This is a genomic window from Exiguobacterium sp. KKBO11 (genome assembly GCF_001644945.1).
Lineage (GTDB): Bacteria > Bacillota > Bacilli > Exiguobacteriales > Exiguobacteriaceae > Exiguobacterium_A > Exiguobacterium_A abrahamii.
Genome location: NZ_LUCU01000011.1, coordinates 482,382 through 501,576, shown reverse-complemented (window position 1 = coordinate 501,576; position 19,195 = coordinate 482,382). Strand labels below are relative to the sequence as shown.

The 19,195-nt window shown below is 48.2% G+C and carries 17 protein-coding genes; 6 read left to right on the top strand and 11 right to left on the bottom strand.

The window, feature by feature from the left end:
• Positions 1–11: 11 nt before the first annotated feature.
• A complete protein-coding gene (locus tag AYO36_RS02745; protein WP_023469117.1) occupies positions 12–2,279 on the bottom strand; it encodes a ribonucleoside-diphosphate reductase subunit alpha in 2,268 nt (755 codons plus the stop codon).
• A gap of 456 nt (positions 2,280–2,735) precedes the next feature.
• On the opposite strand from AYO36_RS02745, the gene AYO36_RS02740 reads away from it, so the two are divergent.
• From AYO36_RS02740 to AYO36_RS02725, 4 genes are read left to right on the top strand one after another with little or no spacing between them, the layout of a single operon-like run.
• A complete protein-coding gene (locus tag AYO36_RS02740) occupies positions 2,736–2,975 on the top strand; it encodes a NifU N-terminal domain-containing protein (RefSeq protein WP_023469118.1) in 240 nt (79 codons plus the stop codon).
• Between the two features lie 56 nt (positions 2,976–3,031).
• Entirely contained in the window at positions 3,032–3,826 is a 795-nt protein-coding gene (locus AYO36_RS02735; RefSeq protein WP_064299471.1) for a glycosyltransferase family 2 protein, read from the top strand.
• 4 nt (positions 3,827–3,830) lie between these two features.
• Complete coding sequence (locus tag AYO36_RS02730) at positions 3,831–4,328, top strand: Lrp/AsnC family transcriptional regulator (protein ID WP_050678638.1); 498 nt, start codon at positions 3,831–3,833, stop codon at positions 4,326–4,328.
• Positions 4,325–5,515, top strand: a complete 1,191-nt coding sequence (locus AYO36_RS02725) for an aminotransferase (RefSeq protein ID WP_058713852.1) — start codon at positions 4,325–4,327, stop codon at positions 5,513–5,515. The genes AYO36_RS02730 and AYO36_RS02725 overlap by 4 nt, the downstream gene beginning before the upstream one ends.
• A gap of 42 nt (positions 5,516–5,557) precedes the next feature.
• Here AYO36_RS02725 and AYO36_RS02720 read toward each other — a convergent pair whose 3' ends face one another.
• A complete protein-coding gene (locus AYO36_RS02720; protein WP_231884638.1) occupies positions 5,558–6,445 on the bottom strand; it encodes a MazG nucleotide pyrophosphohydrolase domain-containing protein in 888 nt (295 codons plus the stop codon).
• Positions 6,411–6,596, bottom strand: coding sequence for a hypothetical protein (locus AYO36_RS02715; RefSeq protein WP_064299469.1), 186 nt, complete (start codon positions 6,594–6,596; stop codon positions 6,411–6,413). The genes AYO36_RS02720 and AYO36_RS02715 overlap by 35 nt, the downstream gene beginning before the upstream one ends.
• Positions 6,597–6,689: 93 nt before the next feature.
• Here AYO36_RS02715 and ytvI point away from each other — a divergent pair, with 93 nt between their 5' ends.
• Entirely contained in the window at positions 6,690–7,814 is a 1,125-nt protein-coding gene (gene ytvI, locus AYO36_RS02710) for a sporulation integral membrane protein YtvI (protein WP_064299468.1), read from the top strand.
• Here ytvI and AYO36_RS02705 read toward each other — a convergent pair.
• Genes AYO36_RS02705 through AYO36_RS02700 form a run of 3 tightly spaced genes read right to left on the bottom strand, consistent with a single transcriptional unit; the run spans position 7,794 to position 10,022 of the window.
• Positions 7,794–8,462, bottom strand: coding sequence for a DUF429 domain-containing protein (locus AYO36_RS02705; RefSeq protein ID WP_064299467.1), 669 nt, complete (start codon positions 8,460–8,462; stop codon positions 7,794–7,796). The genes ytvI and AYO36_RS02705 overlap by 21 nt on opposite strands.
• A complete protein-coding gene (locus tag AYO36_RS16725) occupies positions 8,443–8,613 on the bottom strand; it encodes a hypothetical protein (RefSeq protein WP_156501818.1) in 171 nt (56 codons plus the stop codon). The genes AYO36_RS02705 and AYO36_RS16725 overlap by 20 nt, the downstream gene beginning before the upstream one ends.
• Entirely contained in the window at positions 8,610–10,022 is a 1,413-nt protein-coding gene (locus AYO36_RS02700; protein ID WP_064299466.1) for a leucyl aminopeptidase, read from the bottom strand. Before AYO36_RS02700 ends, AYO36_RS16725 begins: the two co-directional genes overlap by 4 nt.
• Positions 10,023–10,375: 353 nt before the next feature.
• Here AYO36_RS02700 and ptsP point away from each other — a divergent pair, with 353 nt between their 5' ends.
• Entirely contained in the window at positions 10,376–12,100 is a 1,725-nt protein-coding gene (gene ptsP / locus AYO36_RS02695) for a phosphoenolpyruvate--protein phosphotransferase (RefSeq protein ID WP_023469128.1), read from the top strand.
• A gap of 108 nt (positions 12,101–12,208) precedes the next feature.
• Here ptsP and AYO36_RS02690 read toward each other — a convergent pair whose 3' ends face one another.
• From AYO36_RS02690 to AYO36_RS02670, 5 genes are all read right to left on the bottom strand, one after another.
• On the bottom strand, positions 12,209–13,726 hold the full coding sequence (locus tag AYO36_RS02690) for an MDR family MFS transporter (RefSeq protein ID WP_064299465.1): 1,518 nt from the start codon (positions 13,724–13,726) through the stop codon (positions 12,209–12,211).
• Positions 13,727–13,878: 152 nt separating this feature from the next.
• On the bottom strand, positions 13,879–15,987 hold the full coding sequence (gene ptsG / locus AYO36_RS02685) for a glucose-specific PTS transporter subunit IIBC (protein WP_064299464.1): 2,109 nt from the start codon (positions 15,985–15,987) through the stop codon (positions 13,879–13,881).
• 130 nt (positions 15,988–16,117) lie between these two features.
• Positions 16,118–17,641: a glucose-specific PTS transporter subunit IIBC gene (gene ptsG / locus AYO36_RS02680; protein ID WP_064299463.1), complete on the bottom strand. Its 1,524-nt coding sequence runs from the start codon at positions 17,639–17,641 to the stop codon at positions 16,118–16,120.
• A gap of 217 nt (positions 17,642–17,858) precedes the next feature.
• Entirely contained in the window at positions 17,859–18,716 is an 858-nt protein-coding gene (gene glcT, locus AYO36_RS02675; RefSeq protein ID WP_023469132.1) for a glucose PTS transporter transcription antiterminator GlcT, read from the bottom strand.
• A 101-nt stretch (positions 18,717–18,817) separates the two neighbouring features.
• Positions 18,818–19,135, bottom strand: a complete 318-nt coding sequence (locus AYO36_RS02670; RefSeq protein WP_023469133.1) for a YuiB family protein — start codon at positions 19,133–19,135, stop codon at positions 18,818–18,820.
• Positions 19,136–19,195 lie beyond the last annotated feature (60 nt).

The window sequence follows — 19,195 nt, the reverse complement described above, 5'->3', positions numbered from 1 at the left end:
TCCTCCTTATCTTATGATGAACACGATTCACATTCGTCGATCTCAACCGTCGTCGAACGCGTGTAGTAGATCGTCTTCATCCCGAGTTGCCATGCTTCCATGTGCATCTCGAGTAATTCTTTCGCCTTGACGTTATTTTTCACGTACAGATTGAAACTGATCGCTTGGTCGATGTGACGCTGACGCGAAGCATTTTGACGAATGCTCCATAGCTGGTCAATCTCAAACGCTGATTTATAGAACCAGTTCGTTTCCGGTGTCAAATCTGGAACAGTGACTGGAATCTTATAGTTTTTCTTCTCTTCCGAGTAAACTTTTTTGTAGATTGGATCAATCGATGCTGTACTACCCGCAATGATCGCCGTCGATGAGTTCGGTGCGACTGCCATCAAGTATGCGTTACGCATTCCGTACGCCGTGATGTCGGCTTGGAGACGATCCCAATCGAGTTCATCCGTCGTTTTGTAGTGGCGACGTTTGATGTACTCTCCTGTTTGCCATTCCGAACCTTCGAAGAGACGGTACGCGCCTTTCTCTTTCGCAAGTTGCATCGACGCATCGATCGTCAAGTAAGCAATCTTCTCGTAGAGACGGTCTGCGTATTGTACCGCTTCGACCGATTCCCAACGGATGCCTTCGAGCGCGAGCAGATGGTGCCAACCGAACGTCCCAAGACCAACGGCACGGTATTTTTGATTCGTCAATTGTGCTTGCGGGACATCGATCGTATTCAAGTCGATGACGTTATCAAGCATCCGCATTTGAATCGGAATCAATCGCTCGAGGACGTCAGAACGAACTGCACGTGCAAGTGCGATCGATGACAAGTTACAGACAACGAAGTCCCCTGGTGTCTTCGTGACGATGATTTTACCGTCTTCCGTGTACTCTTCCGTCACGGTCGTCGGGCTCATGTTCTGCATGATTTCCGAGCAAAGGTTTGACGAGTAGATCATGCCTGCATGTTTATTCGGATTCGCACGGTTAACGGCGTCACGGAAGAACATGTATGGCGTCCCTGTCTCAAGTTGCGAACGCATGTAGCGTTTGACGAGATCGATTGCTGGAACTGTTTTTTTGCTGAGGCGTGGCTCGTTGACACATGCTTCGTATCGTTCCGTGAAGCTGCCACCTTGTTCCGTCTCATCGAAGTAATCCTCGAGGCTAAAGCCCATGACTGTCCGAATTTCGTGTGGGTCAAATAAATGCCAGTCTTCTCGTGCTTCGACGGCACGCATGAAACGGTCCGGTAAGTTGACGCCTGTGAACAAGTCGTGTGTCCGAAGTCGCTCATCCCCGTTGTTTAGCTTCGCGTCCAGGAACTCGAGAATATCCTTATGCCAGATGTCGAGATACACCGCGATAGATCCTTGGCGCATACCGAGCTGGTCGACGCTGACTGCCGTGTTGTTCAATTGTTTCATCCACGGGATGACACCGCTTGAGACGCCTTTGAAGCCTTTGATGTCTGATCCGCGTGAGCGAATCTTACCCATGTAGACGCCGATTCCGCCGCCACCTTTAGAAAGTGTCGCCACGTCCGTATTCGAGTCGTAGATGCCACGTAGCGAATCATCGACTGTATCGATGAAACATGAAGAAAGTTGACCGTAAGACTTACCAGCGTTCGAAAGCGTCGGAGTCGCAACTGTCATGTAGAGATTCGACAATGCCCAGTAAGACTCTTTGACGAGTTCTAAACGACGTTCTTTCGGTTCGTTCTGCATCAGTGTCATCGCGATGACCATGAATCGTTCTTGTGGTAGCTCGTACAAGTTTTTGACGTGATCACGTGCGAGGTACCGGTCTGCCAGTGTTCGAAGACCAATGTATGTGAACAAGTGGTCGCGGGATGGATCGATCGTTGCCGACAGTTCGTTGATGTCTTCCTTCGAATACGCATCTAGTAAATGTTTCGTGAAGATGCCGATTTCTGTCAGTTTTTCAATCAGCGTATACAGCGAACCATACCGTTCTTCTGCTGCATATCCGCGATTTTCACCTGCTTCAAGGTATAACCGATTTAAGTAAGTCGCTGTCGCTACGAATGTCCAGTTCGGCTCTTCTGCCTTTAACATATCGAGTGCGTGCATCGTTAACAGTTCATAGACTTGATCGGCTTGTAGGGATTTTCCTTCAAGCGCTCGGATGGCACGTTCAGTATAGCGGTCGATATCAAGTTCCGGATACGTTTCCGTCGCCTGTCGGATCACGACATATACGTCTTCTATTGTCATTGCACCCTTAAAGATGCGTGCTGTATTCAGTGGAGATGCCACTATGAACCACTCCCATTCTCTATCGTTAAACAGGTTCGCATTACACAATGAAATACGCTAAACTAAAAAAAGACGTCCTACATATAGAAAGGACTCTACAAGTATCACTCTATATATAGACGTTTTAGCCGTTTTTAAACCTGTTAATGTACAAGATATAGGTTATCACTGAAATTCAAAAAAATAACCCCTTGCTTTGAAATTCAGGTCAAACAATTTGAAAAAGGCATCATGACGCCTTTTGAGATATATTGAGATAGCGAGTAAAATGCATTATAAGGTCAAGTGAACCGTTAAAATAAAGATGGTCCATTTCTCCTACTAGAAGAAAAATATTCTCTTCGAATTTTCTGATATACTGAACGTATCGATCTTCCGTCTATCAGGAAGAAGGATTCAATCCATCTATCACGAAAAGACGGCATATACGTATGTACGTTGAAAGGAGCTTACCTCATGCAAGTCGATTACACACCAAATCCGAATTCCGTCAAAATCACGCTCGAAGAACAGCGCTTCGGTGCTAAAAGTACGAGTGTCAAAAAAGAAGATACACCTGAAGATGCGTTGCTCGCATCATTGATCGCTCTCGATGGCATCGACAATCTGTTCGCTTACGGCGACTTCGTGACGGTTACGAAAGAACCAGAAGCAGAATGGAACGAACTGCTACCACGCATTGAAGCAAACATGTAAAAAACAAGAAGACACCTGTTCCTGGACAGGTGTCTTTGTTCAAGGAGCGATCACTGATGCCAACCGTATCCATCATCATTCCGACGTACAATCGTCCTCGTGAATTAGCAGAAGCGCTAAAAGCGTTGACGCGTCAACACTATCAAGACTTCGAAGTCATCGTCTTAAACAATAATGGAGACGATGTCTCAGCAGTGACGACTGCGTATCAGGACCGTCTTCAACTGACCTATGTCGAGTTACCTGAAAACCACCATGTTCGTGCTCGAAATCATGGTGTCACGCTCGCTTCCGGTCGGTATATCTTACTTCATGACGATGACGACCTCTTATTGCCGAGTCACCTCGAAGAAGCGGTCGGCGATCTCGAAGCTGGTGCCGACCTCACCTATACGGACGCGGAACTCTTTACGTACCGCTGGGAAGAGGATCACCGGATTGCAATCGATTCTGAGCCATTCGCGTATCCGTACGATCCGGAGACGATTCGAGAAGACTCGACGTACATTCCGTCCGGGTCACTCTACCGTAAATCGCTCCACGATCAACTCGGTCCATTTGATGAGGACGTCTTCAACTACTGGGACTGGGATTGGATCTTACGCGTCGGCAAGGATCATTTAATACTGCACCCGGCGCGCGCGACCGTCTTATATGCTTTCAATCCGTCGGGTAATCATGAATCCGCGCGTCAGGATGCAGCGCGTCGCGTCTTTTTTGAACGCCTCGTTGAAAAACACCAACTTCCGACAAATGAAATGAAGAACTTCCATATCGTCCAGGCTGAGCGACGCGCACGATTGCGCCAGACCCGCCGTACCTTCAATGGTCAATTGACAGAAAGTGAGTGATCCCATGTACACCGAAAAACAACTCGAATTATTAGCATTATTAACACAAAATGGTCCGATGGACGTGGACTTGCTTGCGCAAATGCTCGACTGGGAAGCGTCAGAAGTAGCAGCTTCGATCGAGACATTCAAACGCGACGGTGTCCTACTCGGTTACACCGCTGTCATCGACTGGCAAAAGATTCATGCCCATCATGGCGTGACAGCTTTCATCGATGTCAAAGTCACACCGAAACGCGGACGCGGTTTTGACGAGGTAGCGGAGCGGATCCATCGTTTCCCGGAAGTGACGTCCCTCTATTTGATGTCGGGCGCATATGACTTACAAGTCGTACTTGATGGCAAATCGCTACAAGAAGTCTCTCAATTCGTCTCGGAAAAATTATCGACGCTCGACTCCGTCATCTCGACGACGACCCATTTCCGCTTGAAGACCTACAAGCACGATGGTGTCCTCTTCAGTCAGGATGATGACGACAAACGATTGAAGGTGTCTCCATGAAGTCTCTATCTGAACGTGTCGAACAGCTAGCTCCATCCGGCATCCGTCGTTTCTTTGATTTAGCAGGATCGATGGAAGATGTTATCTCCCTTGGTGTCGGCGAACCTGATTTCGTCACGCCATGGAATGTTCGCGAAGCGAGCTTCGCAGCACTCGAACAAGGCTATACAGCGTATAGTGCCAACGCCGGTTTACTCGAGTTACGTCAGGAAATCGCGCTCTACATGCAAGAAAAGTTCGCCATCTCCTATTCAACGACGGAAGAGATCATCGTCACGACTGGAGCCTCAGAAGGACTCGACCTTGCGTTTCGTAGTTTGATCAATCCAGGAGATGAAGTCATCGTTGTTGAACCGGCATTCGTCTCGTATGCCCCTTTGATTGAACTCGCTGGAGGCATTCCTGTCGCCGCTGCGTGTCATGCAGAAGACGGTTTTGCGATTCAACCGGAAACGATCGAACAATTGCTGACAGATAAGACGAAAGCGATCATCTTCTGTTTCCCATCAAATCCGACAGGCTCGACGATGTCACGCGATCAATTAGCGGACCTAGCGTTACTCGTCCAAAAGCATGACTTGTATGTCATCAGTGACGAAATCTATGCGGAACTGTCCTACGAAACGGAAGCGATCTGCTTCGCGACCCTTCCCGGAATGCGGGAGCGGACGATCATCATCAACGGCTTCTCGAAAGCCTTCGCGATGACAGGCTGGCGGCTTGGCTTCACTTGTGCCCCACCTGCGATCACGCAATCGATGCTGAAGGTCCATCAATACGGGATGATGTGTGCCCCGACACTCGTTCAATTCGCAGGCATTGAAGCACTGCGTTCTCGTCATAAAACGGTCCCTGACATGGTGACGAGTTATCGTCAACGCCGGAACTACTTCGTTAAGGCGTTAAACGATGCGGGTCTCCCGACACACTTACCAGGTGGCGCCTTCTATGCCTTTCCGTACATCGGTCATACCGGACTAACGAGCGAGCAGTTCGCCGAGCAATTGTTACTCGCTGAGCGCGTCGCCGTCGTTCCAGGATCTGTCTTCGGAGCAAGCGGTGAAGGTTATGTCCGGGCAAGTTATGCAAGTTCGATTGAACAACTCCAAGAAGCGATCGCTCGCATTCAGCGCTTCATGAAAAAATGGCAGACTCAAGATGAGGCAGCATCGTCTCATTCACATTAAAAAAATGATCCGCCTTGCTCAAAAGAGCAGGCGGATCATTTTTTAGTCTACATAGAGAACGAGAAACATCCGATGGTCGTCTTCTGCGTGATACGGCGAGATCGGACCGAGTTGTGGCGCAAAGACTTCTAAGCGATACGGTGAATCCTTGAAGTCAAGCGGTGTCCGCTCTTTGATCAAGCGTCCCATTTCGTCCGCTAGTTCTTTCACTTCAACCAAACTACGCGAGCGTTCCATCGGTGCTTCGAAGACGAATGCTTCGATTCCCTCAATCGACGCACATCGGAGGAAACGCCGGAGTGACGGCAATGCTGCTTCCATGTTATCTTCGATCGTTTGGTTCTCCTCGTACACAGGGGCTCCCCAGAGGCGTGCCTCGCTTCCTGTCGCACTTCGGAAATGATCAATCGTCTCTTCCGTGATGGGATCACGCGTCAACGCGAAGCGTGTTTTATCCCGCTTCAGATTCTTTTCATTCGTCCGGTCGATTTCTGTCAGTAAATCAAGTTGAAGTGGTCGTGCTAACCGAAACAGTTCGCGTTGCAGACGTGCTAAGGAATGACCAATCGGAACAATCGTGTCTTTCGCTTTCGGTGGTTTGTCCCCTTCATAACCGTTCATGACACGTGCGATTTGTCCGGCCTCATGCACGAGTCGATAAAACGAACCGTCCTGATCATCATTTACTGTACCGAGCGTCTCATGCTGTGCTGCAAGATCCGTCACGTATTGGTTCGCAAGACAGGTCGAGATCATCAAGACGTCGACAAGTTCAAAACGAAGGGCTTCTAAATCATTTTGTTCCAGTGCTTCTCCGACCTCACCGACTTCTTCCGTCAGGCGCGCGAGACCAGATAGCGGCCGAAAATAACCGCCGAGTGAGCGAATCGTCGCATCAACCTTTTGTTGCAGTGTCTTCATCTGTTCCATCTGTCTGACCCTCCACGATTGCTTGGCGTACGTGCATTTCTGTCTCTTGTTTGACGCGTTGCGTAAACGCCTGATTTTTCTTCCATTCCCGGATTCCGACAGATGTCGCAGCAATCAATGCAGCAATTAGTCCAATTTCTCTTTTACGCATCGAGATCTCCTCCTTTTGAATGACTCGTAACCTATCTAAACATGATATGATGATATCAATTAATTCTACATAATCCAGTAAGAGGTGTTGCTTGTGTCGACTGAACGTCTTTGGCAAATGGCCCGGTTCCTGACGGTGATCTTCGCCTTCTTAGTTGGTGGATGGTTACTCATCCGCCTCTCGTCCATTTTGTATCCGTTTGTCTTTGCGTTTCTGCTTGCCCTTTTGAGTCGACCGCTCGTCGATTTTTTCCAAAAGCGGTTACGAATCACTCGCGGATGGGGTGCGTTGTTGTCCATCATTTTGATCAGTGGCTTATTAGTTGGTTCGCTCGCCTTGATCATCATGCAGTTGATTCGCGGTCTTGTATTTGTCGCCAACCAATTACCGGCGCAAATCCAAGAGTTGAGCCTGTATTTTCAAAAGCTGTACAATGAAAAACTGGCACCCATCTGGAACGATGCTTCCGAAGCCTTACGCTCACTAGAGCCATCGCAACAAAATACGGTTCAAAACAGTATCCAATCTCTCGGTAGTTCACTTGCGAGTGCGATTGGCGAAGGCTCAAAAAGTATCGCCATGATGCTACAGACGGTCCTTGCGACATTGCCATCGATTGCATTGATTTTCGTCATCGTCTTACTTGCTTGGTTTTTCATCGCAAAAGATTGGCACCAGTACGAGATGCGATTGAAGCGCTATGAGATGCTTCCTTGGTTCGCTCGTTTCGAGTCGGTCTTCTTGAGTTTACGGTCTGCCTTGTTTGGCTACATCAAAGCGCAGCTCACGTTGATTACGATCACGTTCTTCATCGTCTTGATCGGTTTGTTCGTCATTGGTGTCGAGCATCCGTTCGCAGTCGCGTTTATCGCTGCCTTTTTTGATATCTTGCCGTATCTTGGCACCGGTTCCGTCTTCCTGCCTTGGATTGCCTATTCGATCATCACGGGTGATACAACACTTGCGATTGGACTCGGGATTCTATACGCTCTCGTCATTCTGCAGCGTAACATCATGGAACCGAAAATCGTCGGCGATAATATCGGGATTCAACCCATCACGGCGTTGATTGCGCTGTTCGTCGGGATCAAATTCTTTGGTGTCTTCGGACTGATTCTCGGACCATTGATCGCTGTCATCCTAAAAGCACTCTACAACGCCCAGATTTTTCATTATATCTGGGACTTCGTCAAAGGATCACCCACACCATTTCGGTGAGGGTGATTTTTTTGGTACAGCTGCATATAACGGATATCCTTCCGGATCCACCGGTCGACTCGCCGGCAAATAATCACACGGAAAACGGGCGCCCGTCGCAAGCAGACAAGCGTCGAGCCAATCATCGACCGCAACATGCGACTGACGCTGTTCCCATAACGGCGGACAATCAAAACGCTCGAGCAATTCAATCCGTTCCGCAATGCCTTCGGTCGTTTTCTTTGAAAAGCGTGCCGGATGACCGGCTAGTCGCGCGAAACAGACTTCCGGATGGGCTTCAATCATCTCCGTTCGATATACGCTGCGGACTTCTCGGATTTTCGGTAATAGGTACCACGCTTGTTTCGAAAGCCCGATCCCCGCATGTTGTTTGGCTAAATCATTTGCTTCCATATAGGTAGAAGCTGTCAACGCACTACGAAACGGTGCATTAAAGACACTGCTCGTCCGCCCAGGTCGTAGCTCCAGTCGCAACAGTTGATCCGTTTCCCGTCGTCCTTCCATCAAGCCGATTGGCATATCGATCCAAATCCGGTCAGCTAGCGGAATCTGAGTAAGCGTCGGTTCGACGAATCCCGTATAACGACCGTTTTCGTACATAACGACGACCCAGCCTGCCTTTGCCGCATCAATTCCGATGACGATCATTCGTCTTCTCCCGGAAAGAACGCAGTAGTGATAAGACGGTGAAGATACCGATGAACGTCGCGAGACCGAGCGATAGACGGTCGCGCGCATCCATATACCAGACGATGGCAAGAATCGTCAACAAGACGCCGAGTAGATTCCAACGTCTCATTTTTCTTGCTCGACGAATCGATACAGACTACGAACCATAACGCCTGTCGCTCCTTTTGGACCAATCTCAGACGCTTGATTCTGTTCCGATGTTCCCGCGATATCGAGGTGTAGCCAAGGTGTGTCACCGACGAATTCGCCGACGAACGCACCACCGAAAATCATATGTCCCATGCGTCCCGGTGAGTTGTTCAAATCTGCGACTTCCGAACGGCGAACTTGTTTAATGAACGCATCGACATATGGCATTTGCCAGACCATCTCATTCGTCTCTTTCGTCACCTGTTCAAAGCGTTCGTAAAGTGACGCATCGTTCGTCAATGCACCTGTGATTTCTGTTCCAAGCGCGACTAGGACACCACCTGTCAACGTTGCGAGATCGATGATCGCTTTAGGTTGATACTCTTTCACGTACGTGACTGCGTCAGCAAGGACAAGCCGTCCTTCCGCATCCGTGTTCAAGACTTCAATCGTTTTTCCTGCCATCGACGTGATGACGTCATCCGGCTTGAAGGCATCCCCGGAAATCATGTTGTCGGTTGCTGGAATGACACCGATGACGTGAACATCGGGCTTCAGTTGACCGAGTGCTTCGAACAGTCCAAGAACGGCTGCTGCTCCCCCCATATCGCCTTTCATCCCGACGATCCCGTCTTTCGGTTTGATGGAATAACCACCTGTATCGAACGTGACGCCCTTCCCGACGACCGCGATCGGTGCTTCTGCTGATCCTTTATATTCAAGGACGATCAATTTCGGTGGAATGACGGATCCTTGGTTGACGGCAAGCAAGGCGCCCATCCCAAGTGCTTCCATCTCTTCCTTATCGATGATCCGGAGATCATGTCCATGACGTTCCGCGATGAAACGTGCTTCGTCCGCAAGCGCTGGCGCCGTCAAGAGATTCCCTGGCATCGTTACGAGACGACGCGCTAAGTTCGTCGCTTCGCCTAAGACCGTACCACGAAGGACGGCTTCGTCATCAGAAGGTAAGACCGTCAGTTGTAACGTATATGCTTTCGAAGGCGACGTCTTATAATGTTTGACCTCATATGTAGCGAGGGTGAATGTCTCAGCAATCAGCTCGACTGGTTGCCCTGGGAATGTCGTTGCATCAACTGTGACATGTTCTAAGCGACGTGCTTTGACATGCTGTGCCGCTTTTCCGAGCAAGCGACGTAAATCGTCTTGTGAGAGTTGATCGACTTTCCCGAGCCCGACGAACAGTACACGCGCGATGTCGCCCGCTAACGTTGGCAATAGACGCAGTTCTCCGCGTTTCGTTGAGATATCGCCTTGACGAACCCACTCTTCTAGTTTGTCACCATACAGTGCTTGTAACCGTTCATCGAGCGGTTGATTTCCAGAAATCCCGACAACGAGTACATCTACGGATTGATTCGTTTGCATATAAAACTCCCCCTTTGACTAGTATCTATTAGTATGAAGTGTTTTCAGTCATTTTCCAACTGATAGCCTCTCGACTGATCGCAAACGCTTTCATTACTTCTGTTCGACAATTTGTCGAAATGCTTGGTTTCAAACAATTGTTGCCCGTTTCACAATATGATAGGATTAAACGGGTGAAATGTTGAGACACTTCAAGAAACGATGCGTTTGCTGTTCCGGGAAATGTCTACGTTTTCATTCAAGGGAGAGTGCGCAGAAGGCTCGTTAAGAGAGAGGCGTTTATGGGTATCTATAGATAGCTAAGAAACGAAGTCGTCGCGTTAAAAAAACTTACTGAAAAGAGGGTAATGCACATGGCACAACATATCAAGGGAATTGGCGCTTCTGCAGGGATCGCGATTGCAAAAGCATTCGTGATGGAAACACCGGTCTTTGAGATTCCATCGCACAAAATCGAGGATGCAGCTGCGGAAAAAGAACGTTTCCAAGCAGCGATCGCAAAATCGAAGACAGAACTCGAAGTCATTCGTGAAAATACCTTACAAGAATTAGGTCCAGATAAAGCGGAGATCTTCTCGGCTCACCTTCTCATCTTAGAAGATCCGGAAATCGTCAGTCAGGTGAACGCAAAAATCGAGGACGAGCAAGCAAATGCTGCAAAAGCACTCGATGAAGTCGCAAACATGATGGTCATGATTTTCGAATCGATGGATAACGAATACATGCGCGAACGTGCAGCAGACGTTCGTGACGTCACGAAACGGACGATGGCTCACCTTCTCGGTATCACGTTCGTCACTCCAGCTCAAATCAACGAAGAAGTCATCATCATCGCGGAAGACTTGACTCCTTCGGATACAGCTCAATTGAACCGTAAATATGCTAAAGGTTTCGCAACGAACATTGGTGGCCGGACATCGCACTCTGCCATCATGTCACGTTCACTCGAAATCCCAGCAGTCGTCGGAACAAAAGTCGTCTTGACGGACGTTAAACACGGCGATCTTCTCATCCTTGATGGTGCAGAAGGTGACGTCATCGTCAACCCAAGCGAAGAGCAAGTTGCTGAGTATGAAGCAAAACGCGCAGCATACATCGCACAAAAAGAAGAGTGGAAAAAACTCAAGAACGAAAAAACAATGACGGCTGACGGTCATCACGTCGAGCTCGCTGCAAACATCGGTACACCAAACGATGTCAAAGGTGTTTTGGATAACGGTGCAGAAGCAGTCGGTCTCTACCGTACGGAATTCCTCTACATGGATGCAGAGACATTCCCAACGGAAGATGAGCAGTTCACAGCTTACAAAACAGTTCTCGAATCAATGGGCGATAAAAAAGTCGTCATCCGGACACTTGATATCGGTGGCGATAAAGAATTGTCGTACCTTGATCTCCCACACGAGATGAACCCGTTCCTCGGTTACCGTGCGATCCGTCTCTGTCTCGATCAAACAGACTTGTTCCGTACACAATTACGCGCACTTCTTCGTGCGAGTGCATACGGTAAACTCGCTGTCATGTTCCCGATGATCGCAACGATCGAAGAGTTCCGTGCTGCAAAAGCACTTCTCCTTGAAGAGAAAGCAAACCTCCAAGCTGAAGGCGTTACGGTATCGGAAGACATCGAAGTCGGTATGATGGTCGAAATCCCAGCAACGGCAGTCATGGCTCGTCAGTTCGCAAAAGAAGTCGACTTCTTCTCTGTTGGAACGAACGATTTGATTCAATACACGATGGCGGCAGACCGGATGAACGAAAAAGTATCATACCTGTACCAACCGTTCAACCCAGCGATCTTGAACCTCTTGAACAACGTCATCACTGAAGCACACAAAGCAGGCAAATGGGTCGGTATGTGTGGTGAGATGGCAGGAGAAGAATTGGCACTCCCAATCCTTCTTGGTCTTGGTCTCGATGAGTTCTCAATGTCAGCATCATCTGTTCTTCGCGCTCGTAGCTTGATGACACGTCTCAACAAGTCAGAATGTGAAGCAATCGTTGAGCAAGTACTCGATATGGATACAGCAGAAGAAGTCGTCGACTTCCTCAGCACGACTTTCGACATCAAAAAATAAGTTCTGTCAGACGAATCTGGAACAATCCAGGTTCGTCTTTTTTTGTCTTGTTAAACAAAAAAACAACGCCTCTTTCTAATAAGAAAGAAGACGTTGTTGAAACGGTGATCATTGAGCTTGTTTCTTCTTTTCTGGAGTAGCTTGTTCCGACAAAATCGGACGCTCGTTCCCCATCAAGAAGATAAAGATGACACCGAGTACTGCTGGAATCAGTGCCCAGAAATAGACGGTTGAGATCGATTCTGCAAGCGACGTCTTGATTGCTGTCGCAACTTCTGGTGGCATTTTCGCAAACGCATCAGCCGTTGGGAACTGTCCACCGGACGGCGCTCCACCTTGCGGCAACCGATCCGCTACAGCTGACGTGAACGTCCGTGATTGAATGATTCCGAGGACCGTGACACCAAGCGTCATCCCGATTGTCCGGAATGTTGAGCCCATCGAGGTCGCTGCGCCACGTCGTTGCATCTCGATCCCATTGATACTCGCTAGGTTCAACAAGGAGAAGCTGAAGCCAACACCGAATCCGAGAATGATCATATAGATCGTTACCGCTGTCCGCGATGTCTCAAGCGTCATCGTACTAAGGAGATAGACACCGAGTAGGAAGAAGACCGCCGAGACGATCATGATGTTCCGGAAACCAAACTTATTCGGCAACTGTCCACCAAGTTGCGCTGAGATGACCGAGGCGATCAACATCGGCATTAGGATCAGACCGGAGTTCGTCGCGCTTCCACCAAAGACACCTTGCACGAAGATTGGAATGAATACACTCGCTGAGATAAAGACGAATCCATAAAAGAACGCCACGCCTTGTGTTGCCGCAAATAAGCGACGGCGGAATAGACTGAACGTAATGACGGGATCCGCGGCACGTCGTTCAGCAAATGCGAAGGCAACGAACGCGACGAGCGCTGCTCCGAACAGACCAAGAATTTGTGGCGAAGACCATGCATACTCTTTGCCACCCATTTCGAGCGCGAGTAAGAATAAAACTAATCCGGCGACAAGCGTAAAGGCACCGACGTAGTCGATTTTCTGTGTCCGGTGCACCGGTGATTCCTGATAGAAGACCGTCACGAGACCAAGGGCAATCAATCCGAGTGGGATATTGATATAAAACACCCAGCGCCAGTCGAGCGAATCCGTCAATACGGCACCAAGCAACGGTCCGAAGATACTCGAAATTCCGAAGACCGCTCCAAACAACCCACTGACTTTCCCCCGTTTTTCCGGTGGGAAGATATCAAAGATGATTGTAAAGGCGATCGGCATCAACGCCCCACCACCAAGCCCTTGCAAGGCACGATAGGCAGACAGCTCAATGATCGAGTCTGCCATTCCACATAAGATACTTCCCACCATGAAGAGGAGCATCCCAAAGAGGAAGAAGCGTTTTCTTCCATACATGTCACTCAATTTACCGAAGATCGGCATTCCGGCAACGGTTGCGATCATGTAAGCCGACGTGACCCATGCATACTGATCAAACCCATTCAGTTCGCTGACAATCGTCGGCATCGCTGTCGCAACAATCGTGTTATCCATTGCTGCGACTAAAATCCCAATCAATAATCCGATGACGACAGGTGTCGTATTCGTTTTTGTTGTAGTCGAAGACATCGACGCACCTCATTTCTCAAAAAATTAGCTAACTCTTATAATAGCTAACTCATTGTATCATCATATGTGCAAAATCTCATTATCAAATGTGCTCTACGATCGTTTCACACAAAAAAGACGGATCGCTCAGGGCGATCCGTCGCTTTTCTTCTTTACTCTACTCGATATGAAATCGCTTCTCCGGCTTCGACCGTCCGTCCGACATCAACATCAACTTTTCGATCCCCACTATTCGTGACGATGATCGGCGTCAGTAATGATGGTACGAGTGGTCGTACTTGTTCAAGATCGACATTGAGGAGTGGCGTCCCCGGTTCGACACGATCGCCAGCTTTCGCCAACGCCTCGAACCCTTTTCCTTCGAGTGACACCGTATCAATACCGATGTGAATCAAGATTTCATCTCCATTATCCGCAAGAATACCGATTGCGTGTTTCGTCGGGAAGAACGTCGTGATCTCACCAGAGACAGGGGAGACAACATATCCTTCCGTCGGTTCAATCGCGTATCCGTCACCCATCATACGACCAGAGAACACTTGATCCGGTACATCATCGAGAGAACGAATGATACCGCTCAGTGGTGCGACATATCCATCTTCAGGCACGTAAGCCCCACCACGATCTCCAGCGAGTGGACCGGCATCTGCTGTAGTTCCAGAAGTCCGTGCTTCGTCTCCCGTTGGTACTTGTGGAATTGGATCTGCTTCTGGTGTCTCTTTCGGTTTATAATTTGGATCTTTCATGATATCTGCCATTTCTGTCTTGATCCCATCGGATTTCGGTCCAAAGATGGCCTGGACGTTATCTCCGACTTCAAGAACACCAGCAGCACCGAGCTCTTTCAAACGATCCTTGTTGACACCTGATTTATCATTGACCGTAATCCGAAGACGCGTGATACAAGCATCTAAATGTTTAATGTTTGATGGACCACCGAATGCTTGTAGAATTTCATACGGTAGATCACCTGCTTGTGCCGTAGAGGTAGCGGCACCTTCCTTAATTGCTTCGCGCCCCGGAATCTTCAGATCAAACTTCGTGATGACGAAGCGGAATCCGAAGTAGTAGATGACGGCGAAGACAAGACCGACTGGAATGACGAGCCACCACGAGGTTCGGTTCGGTAGAATCCCGAATAACGTGTAGTCAATCAGTCCACCGGAGAACGTCATCCCGATCTTGACGTTCAGTAAATCCATGATCATGAATGAAAGACCTGCAAAGACAGCGTGAACGGCAAACAAGAGTGGTGCAACGAATACGAAGGAGAACTCGACTGGCTCCGTGATACCAGTCAGGAAAGAAGTCAACGCAGCTGAGAAGTAAAGACCTTCGACGGCTTTACGACGATCTTTTGCGACCGTATGGTACATCGCAAGACAGGCTGCTGGAAGACCGAACATCATGAATGGATATTTCCCGGTCATATATGTCCCTGCTGTAAATGGTACACCGTCCTTCAACTGTGCGAAGAAGATCCGCTGATCCCCGTTGATGATCGTTCCGGCTTTATCCGTATATTCTCCGAACTGGAACCAGAAGCTTGAGTACCAGATATGGTGAAGACCAAACGGAATCAACGAACGTTCGACGAGTCCAAAGATAAAGGCAGACAACGGTTCGTTCGCTTCGATGATTGTTTTTGAGAATGTGTTGATTCCACTACCGATCGGTGGCCAAATATACGACAAGGCAAACCCGGCGACAAGACTGAATAAGGCGGTTGCGATCGGAACAAAACGCTTCCCTGCGAAGAATCCGAGGAAATCAGGCAGTTTGATTTTAAAGAATTTATTATAACTGTACGCTGCTATCAAACCGGCAATGATCCCTCCGAATACCCCCATTTGCAAGGTCGGTATCCCGAGGACCGTCGCATACGACAAGTCACTCGCCTTCTGTGCTTCCGTGATTTTTTCTGGTGTGATCTGTAAAAACGAACTGATGACCTTGTTCATGATCAAGAAACCGACGATCGCTGCTAGACCGGCGACCCCTTCCCCATTCGCAAGACCAATCGCGACCCCGACGGCAAACAGTAACCCGAGATTCGCAAAGATGATATCACCCGCATCCTGCATGACTCGCCAAATGACGACTAGCGAATCGTTCTCGAGGAACGGTAAATATTGCGTCAAGTTCGGGTTTTGAAACGCTGTCCCGAACGCGAGCAATAGCCCCGCTGCCGGTAAAATCGCTACCGGTAACATCAGGGCCTTACCGATCCGCTGTAAGACACCAAACACGTTTTTCCACATGCGTATATTCCCTCCTTTTTTAAACAAACTACTTAATTCATACCCTAAAATATTCTAGCGCAAAACGATTCTAAAAGATTTTTCCAAAAAAAAATGAGCCCTTCCGCAGAAGGACTCATTTCTTAAAACATTAGACTGTTTTTTCTTGTTTACGTGATGCGATGACGGCTTGAATTTCAGACTTGATGTTGTCTGATTTCGGTCCGTAGATCGCTTGAACGTTGTTACCAACTTCAAGGACACCAGCAGCACCTAATTTTTTCAACTCATCTTTGTTGACTTTTGATTTGTCGAGAACTTCGACACGAAGACGTGTGATACATGCATCCAAGTGTTTGATGTTCGACTCTGAACCGAGTGCATCAAGAATACCTTCAGCGAGTTCAGAACCTTGAGCAGATGAAGTCTCTTGCGCTGCATCTTCACGACCTGGAGTTTTCAGGTTGAATTTGCGGATTGCGAAACGGAATCCGACATAGTAGATGACAGAGAGTGCAAGACCGACGACGATGACGAGCCACCACTGCGTGCGTCCTGGAAGAACACCGAAGAGAAGGAAGTCAATCAAACCACCAGAGAATGTCATACCGATCTTAACGTTCAACAATTGCATCGTCATGAACGAGAGACCTGCGAAGACTGCGTGAACTGCGAACAAGATTGGAGCAACGAACAAGAATGCGAATTCGATTGGCTCTGTGATACCTGTCAAGAATGCTGTAAGTGCTGCTGATCCAAGAAGACCACCAACGACTGCACGGCGCTCAGGACGAGCTTCGTGGTACATAGCAAGAGCTGCTGCTGGAAGACCGAACATCATGAACGGGAATTTACCAGTCATGAATGTACCAGCAGTCAATTCAACGTTATCTTTCAATTGAGCGAAGAAGATCGCTTGGTCACCACGAACGACATCACCTGCTGCATTCGTGTACGAACCGAATTCGAACCAGAATGGTGCATAGAAGATGTGGTGAAGACCGAATGGAATCAACGAACGTTCGATGAGACCGAAGACGAATGCTGCGAGTGTTGGGTTTTTCTCCATCATGAAGTGGGAGAATGTGTTCAATCCGTCCTGTGCGAACGGCCAAACGAATACAAGTACAAGACCTGCGAACAATGAAACGACAGCAGTGACGATTGGAACGAAACGTTTACCAGCAAAGAATCCGAGGAACTGCGGCAATTCGAGATTATGGTACTTCCCGTACGCCCAAGCTGCAATCAGACCGATGATGATACCACCGAATACCCCAGTTTGAAGTGTTAGGATACCGAGTACGTTTGCATACCCTTGACCGTTAGCAACCATTTCTGGTGTAACGCCGAGCCAAACGCTCATTGTTTTGTTCATGATCAAGAATCCGACGATTGCCGCAAGTCCGGCTGCGCCGTCCCCTGCAAGACCAATCGCGACACCGACCGCGAATAAGAGTGCTAAGTTACCGAAGATGATATCCCCGGCTGCTTCCATCAATTTTGCAACCTTGATGATTGCATCATTTTTTAAGAACTCGAGTTTTGACGTCAAGTTCGGATTTTGCATCGCGTTACCGAATCCGAGTAGGATACCGGCAGCTGGCAAAATCGCTACAGGAAGCATCAACGCTTTACCGACACGTTGAAGAACAGCAAAAATCTGTTTGAACATGTGTGTTTCCTCCTTTTCCTGTTAAGAGCGAAGTATGATGAATAATGCCAATGATTGAGACGAAAAAAGTCAGACATCTGACCGATTTTTTACAGAAAAAAATCAGGCACGAGCGGATTGTAGACAATAGACTTATCCCGTTGAATAACGGAAATAAAGCTTCTTGCCCGACATCCCACTCATGCCTGATCGTATCAGTAACACGTAGTCCGTGCGGTCATTTACCTGAATCGTACTGCACTAAGCGTTGCAGATGCATCGTAAGATACGTCGCCTCACCGCGCGGTACCGCTTTCTTCAACTGACGTTCCATGATGGACATCAGCTCCCAAGCAGTATCATAGCATAGCGGATATTCTTCACGCAATAGCTTTTCTACTTTTTCTGGAGCCTCTAGATACTCCCCATTGGAAACCCTTTCAATCGCTGAACGAAGATGCCGAATCAGACGCTTGTAATCAAGCGATTTTCGATCGATTTTAATCTCCAGTCGCTGTTCGATATGACTAGCAATTAAACCGACGAGCTGATGATGGCGGTTGACTTCGAGTACGTCTTTGAAGTTCGTCGCTGAATGAATATGAAGTGCGATGAATCCTGTCTCCGCTGGAGGCAGGTAAAAATTCATCTCAGCACTGATGAACTCGACGATTTCTTCTGCAAGCGCGTACTCTTCTGGATACAGGGCTTCCGTTTCGGCAAGAAACGGATTCGTGACTTCCATTCCTTGTTCCAGTCGCTTGAACGTGAACGTCAAATGATCCGTCAATCCGATATGGATATGTTCGTCGACCTTTTTCCCGAAGCGTGTCTCGATCATCGAGACGATCTCATTCATCAGCGCGATGAAATTTTCATCGAGGTGACCGACGAGTGCCTTATATTGATCCTGTTCTTCTTTATCCTTCAACGTGTAGACTTTTTCCAACTTGTCGAGATCTGTCAGTTGATCGCCTGGCTTCCGACCGAAGCCAATCCCTTTCGCGAGGATAATGACTTCCTGATTCGCACCAGTCGAACAAATGACGACATTATTATTCAATACCTTGATAACGTGGTACATTTGTTTATCCATTCGCTCTCAACCCAATCTGCTCTTACACATTTATTTAAAGACATTGTTTTTATTATAACGGTTTTTCAGACACGAAAAAAGCCTACTTACTCAAGTAGACTTTAAAACATTTGGTAACCGCTCTTACGCAAGAAGCGAATCGATAGACCGGCGATGATGATTCCGGCAAGACCAGCCGCGAACATCGTGATATCCGCTGTCTGTAGACCAGCAATCCGGTCCCCAAGATTCGGAATCGCTTCACGAGCATTCGTGAAGTATTCGAGCGTCGATTGGTTGTCGATCATCATGATGATGATGACCGGATAGAGTACGAGCATCACCCATGTACTCCGCAACAACATGTTTAAGATGAATCCGATACTAAAGAACATGACGAGATAAAGCACACTCCCGATCACGGCTTGAATGATATGCATACTGTTCCCCCTTTGAATCTCTTCTAGTATAACCGACAAAAAAGGCAAATGCACGAGTGT

Bases quoted from the DNA above. Each gene is read 5' to 3' on its own strand.
- AYO36_RS02740 (WP_023469118.1), top strand. From the start codon at position 2,736: ATGCAAGTCGATTACACACCAAATCCGAATTCCGTCAAAATCACGCTC.
- AYO36_RS02735 (WP_064299471.1), top strand. From the start codon at position 3,032: ATGCCAACCGTATCCATCATCATTCCGACGTACAATCGTCCTCGTGAA.
- AYO36_RS02730 (WP_050678638.1), top strand. From the start codon at position 3,831: ATGTACACCGAAAAACAACTCGAATTATTAGCATTATTAACACAAAAT.
- AYO36_RS02725 (WP_058713852.1), top strand. From the start codon at position 4,325: ATGAAGTCTCTATCTGAACGTGTCGAACAGCTAGCTCCATCCGGCATC.
- AYO36_RS02720 (WP_231884638.1), bottom strand. From the start codon at position 6,445: ATGGAACAGATGAAGACACTGCAACAAAAGGTTGATGCGACGATTCGC.
- AYO36_RS02715 (WP_064299469.1), bottom strand. From the start codon at position 6,596: ATGCGTAAAAGAGAAATTGGACTAATTGCTGCATTGATTGCTGCGACA.
- AYO36_RS02705 (WP_064299467.1), bottom strand. From the start codon at position 8,462: ATGATCGTCATCGGAATTGATGCGGCAAAGGCAGGCTGGGTCGTCGTT.
- AYO36_RS16725 (WP_156501818.1), bottom strand. From the start codon at position 8,613: ATGAGACGTTGGAATCTACTCGGCGTCTTGTTGACGATTCTTGCCATC.
- AYO36_RS02700 (WP_064299466.1), bottom strand. From the start codon at position 10,022: ATGCAAACGAATCAATCCGTAGATGTACTCGTTGTCGGGATTTCTGGA.
- ptsP (WP_023469128.1), top strand. From the start codon at position 10,376: ATGGCACAACATATCAAGGGAATTGGCGCTTCTGCAGGGATCGCGATT.
- AYO36_RS02690 (WP_064299465.1), bottom strand. From the start codon at position 13,726: ATGTCTTCGACTACAACAAAAACGAATACGACACCTGTCGTCATCGGA.
- ptsG (WP_064299464.1), bottom strand. From the start codon at position 15,987: ATGTGGAAAAACGTGTTTGGTGTCTTACAGCGGATCGGTAAGGCCCTG.
- ptsG (WP_064299463.1), bottom strand. From the start codon at position 17,641: ATGTTCAAACAGATTTTTGCTGTTCTTCAACGTGTCGGTAAAGCGTTG.
- glcT (WP_023469132.1), bottom strand. From the start codon at position 18,716: ATGGATAAACAAATGTACCACGTTATCAAGGTATTGAATAATAATGTC.
- AYO36_RS02670 (WP_023469133.1), bottom strand. From the start codon at position 19,135: ATGCATATCATTCAAGCCGTGATCGGGAGTGTGCTTTATCTCGTCATG.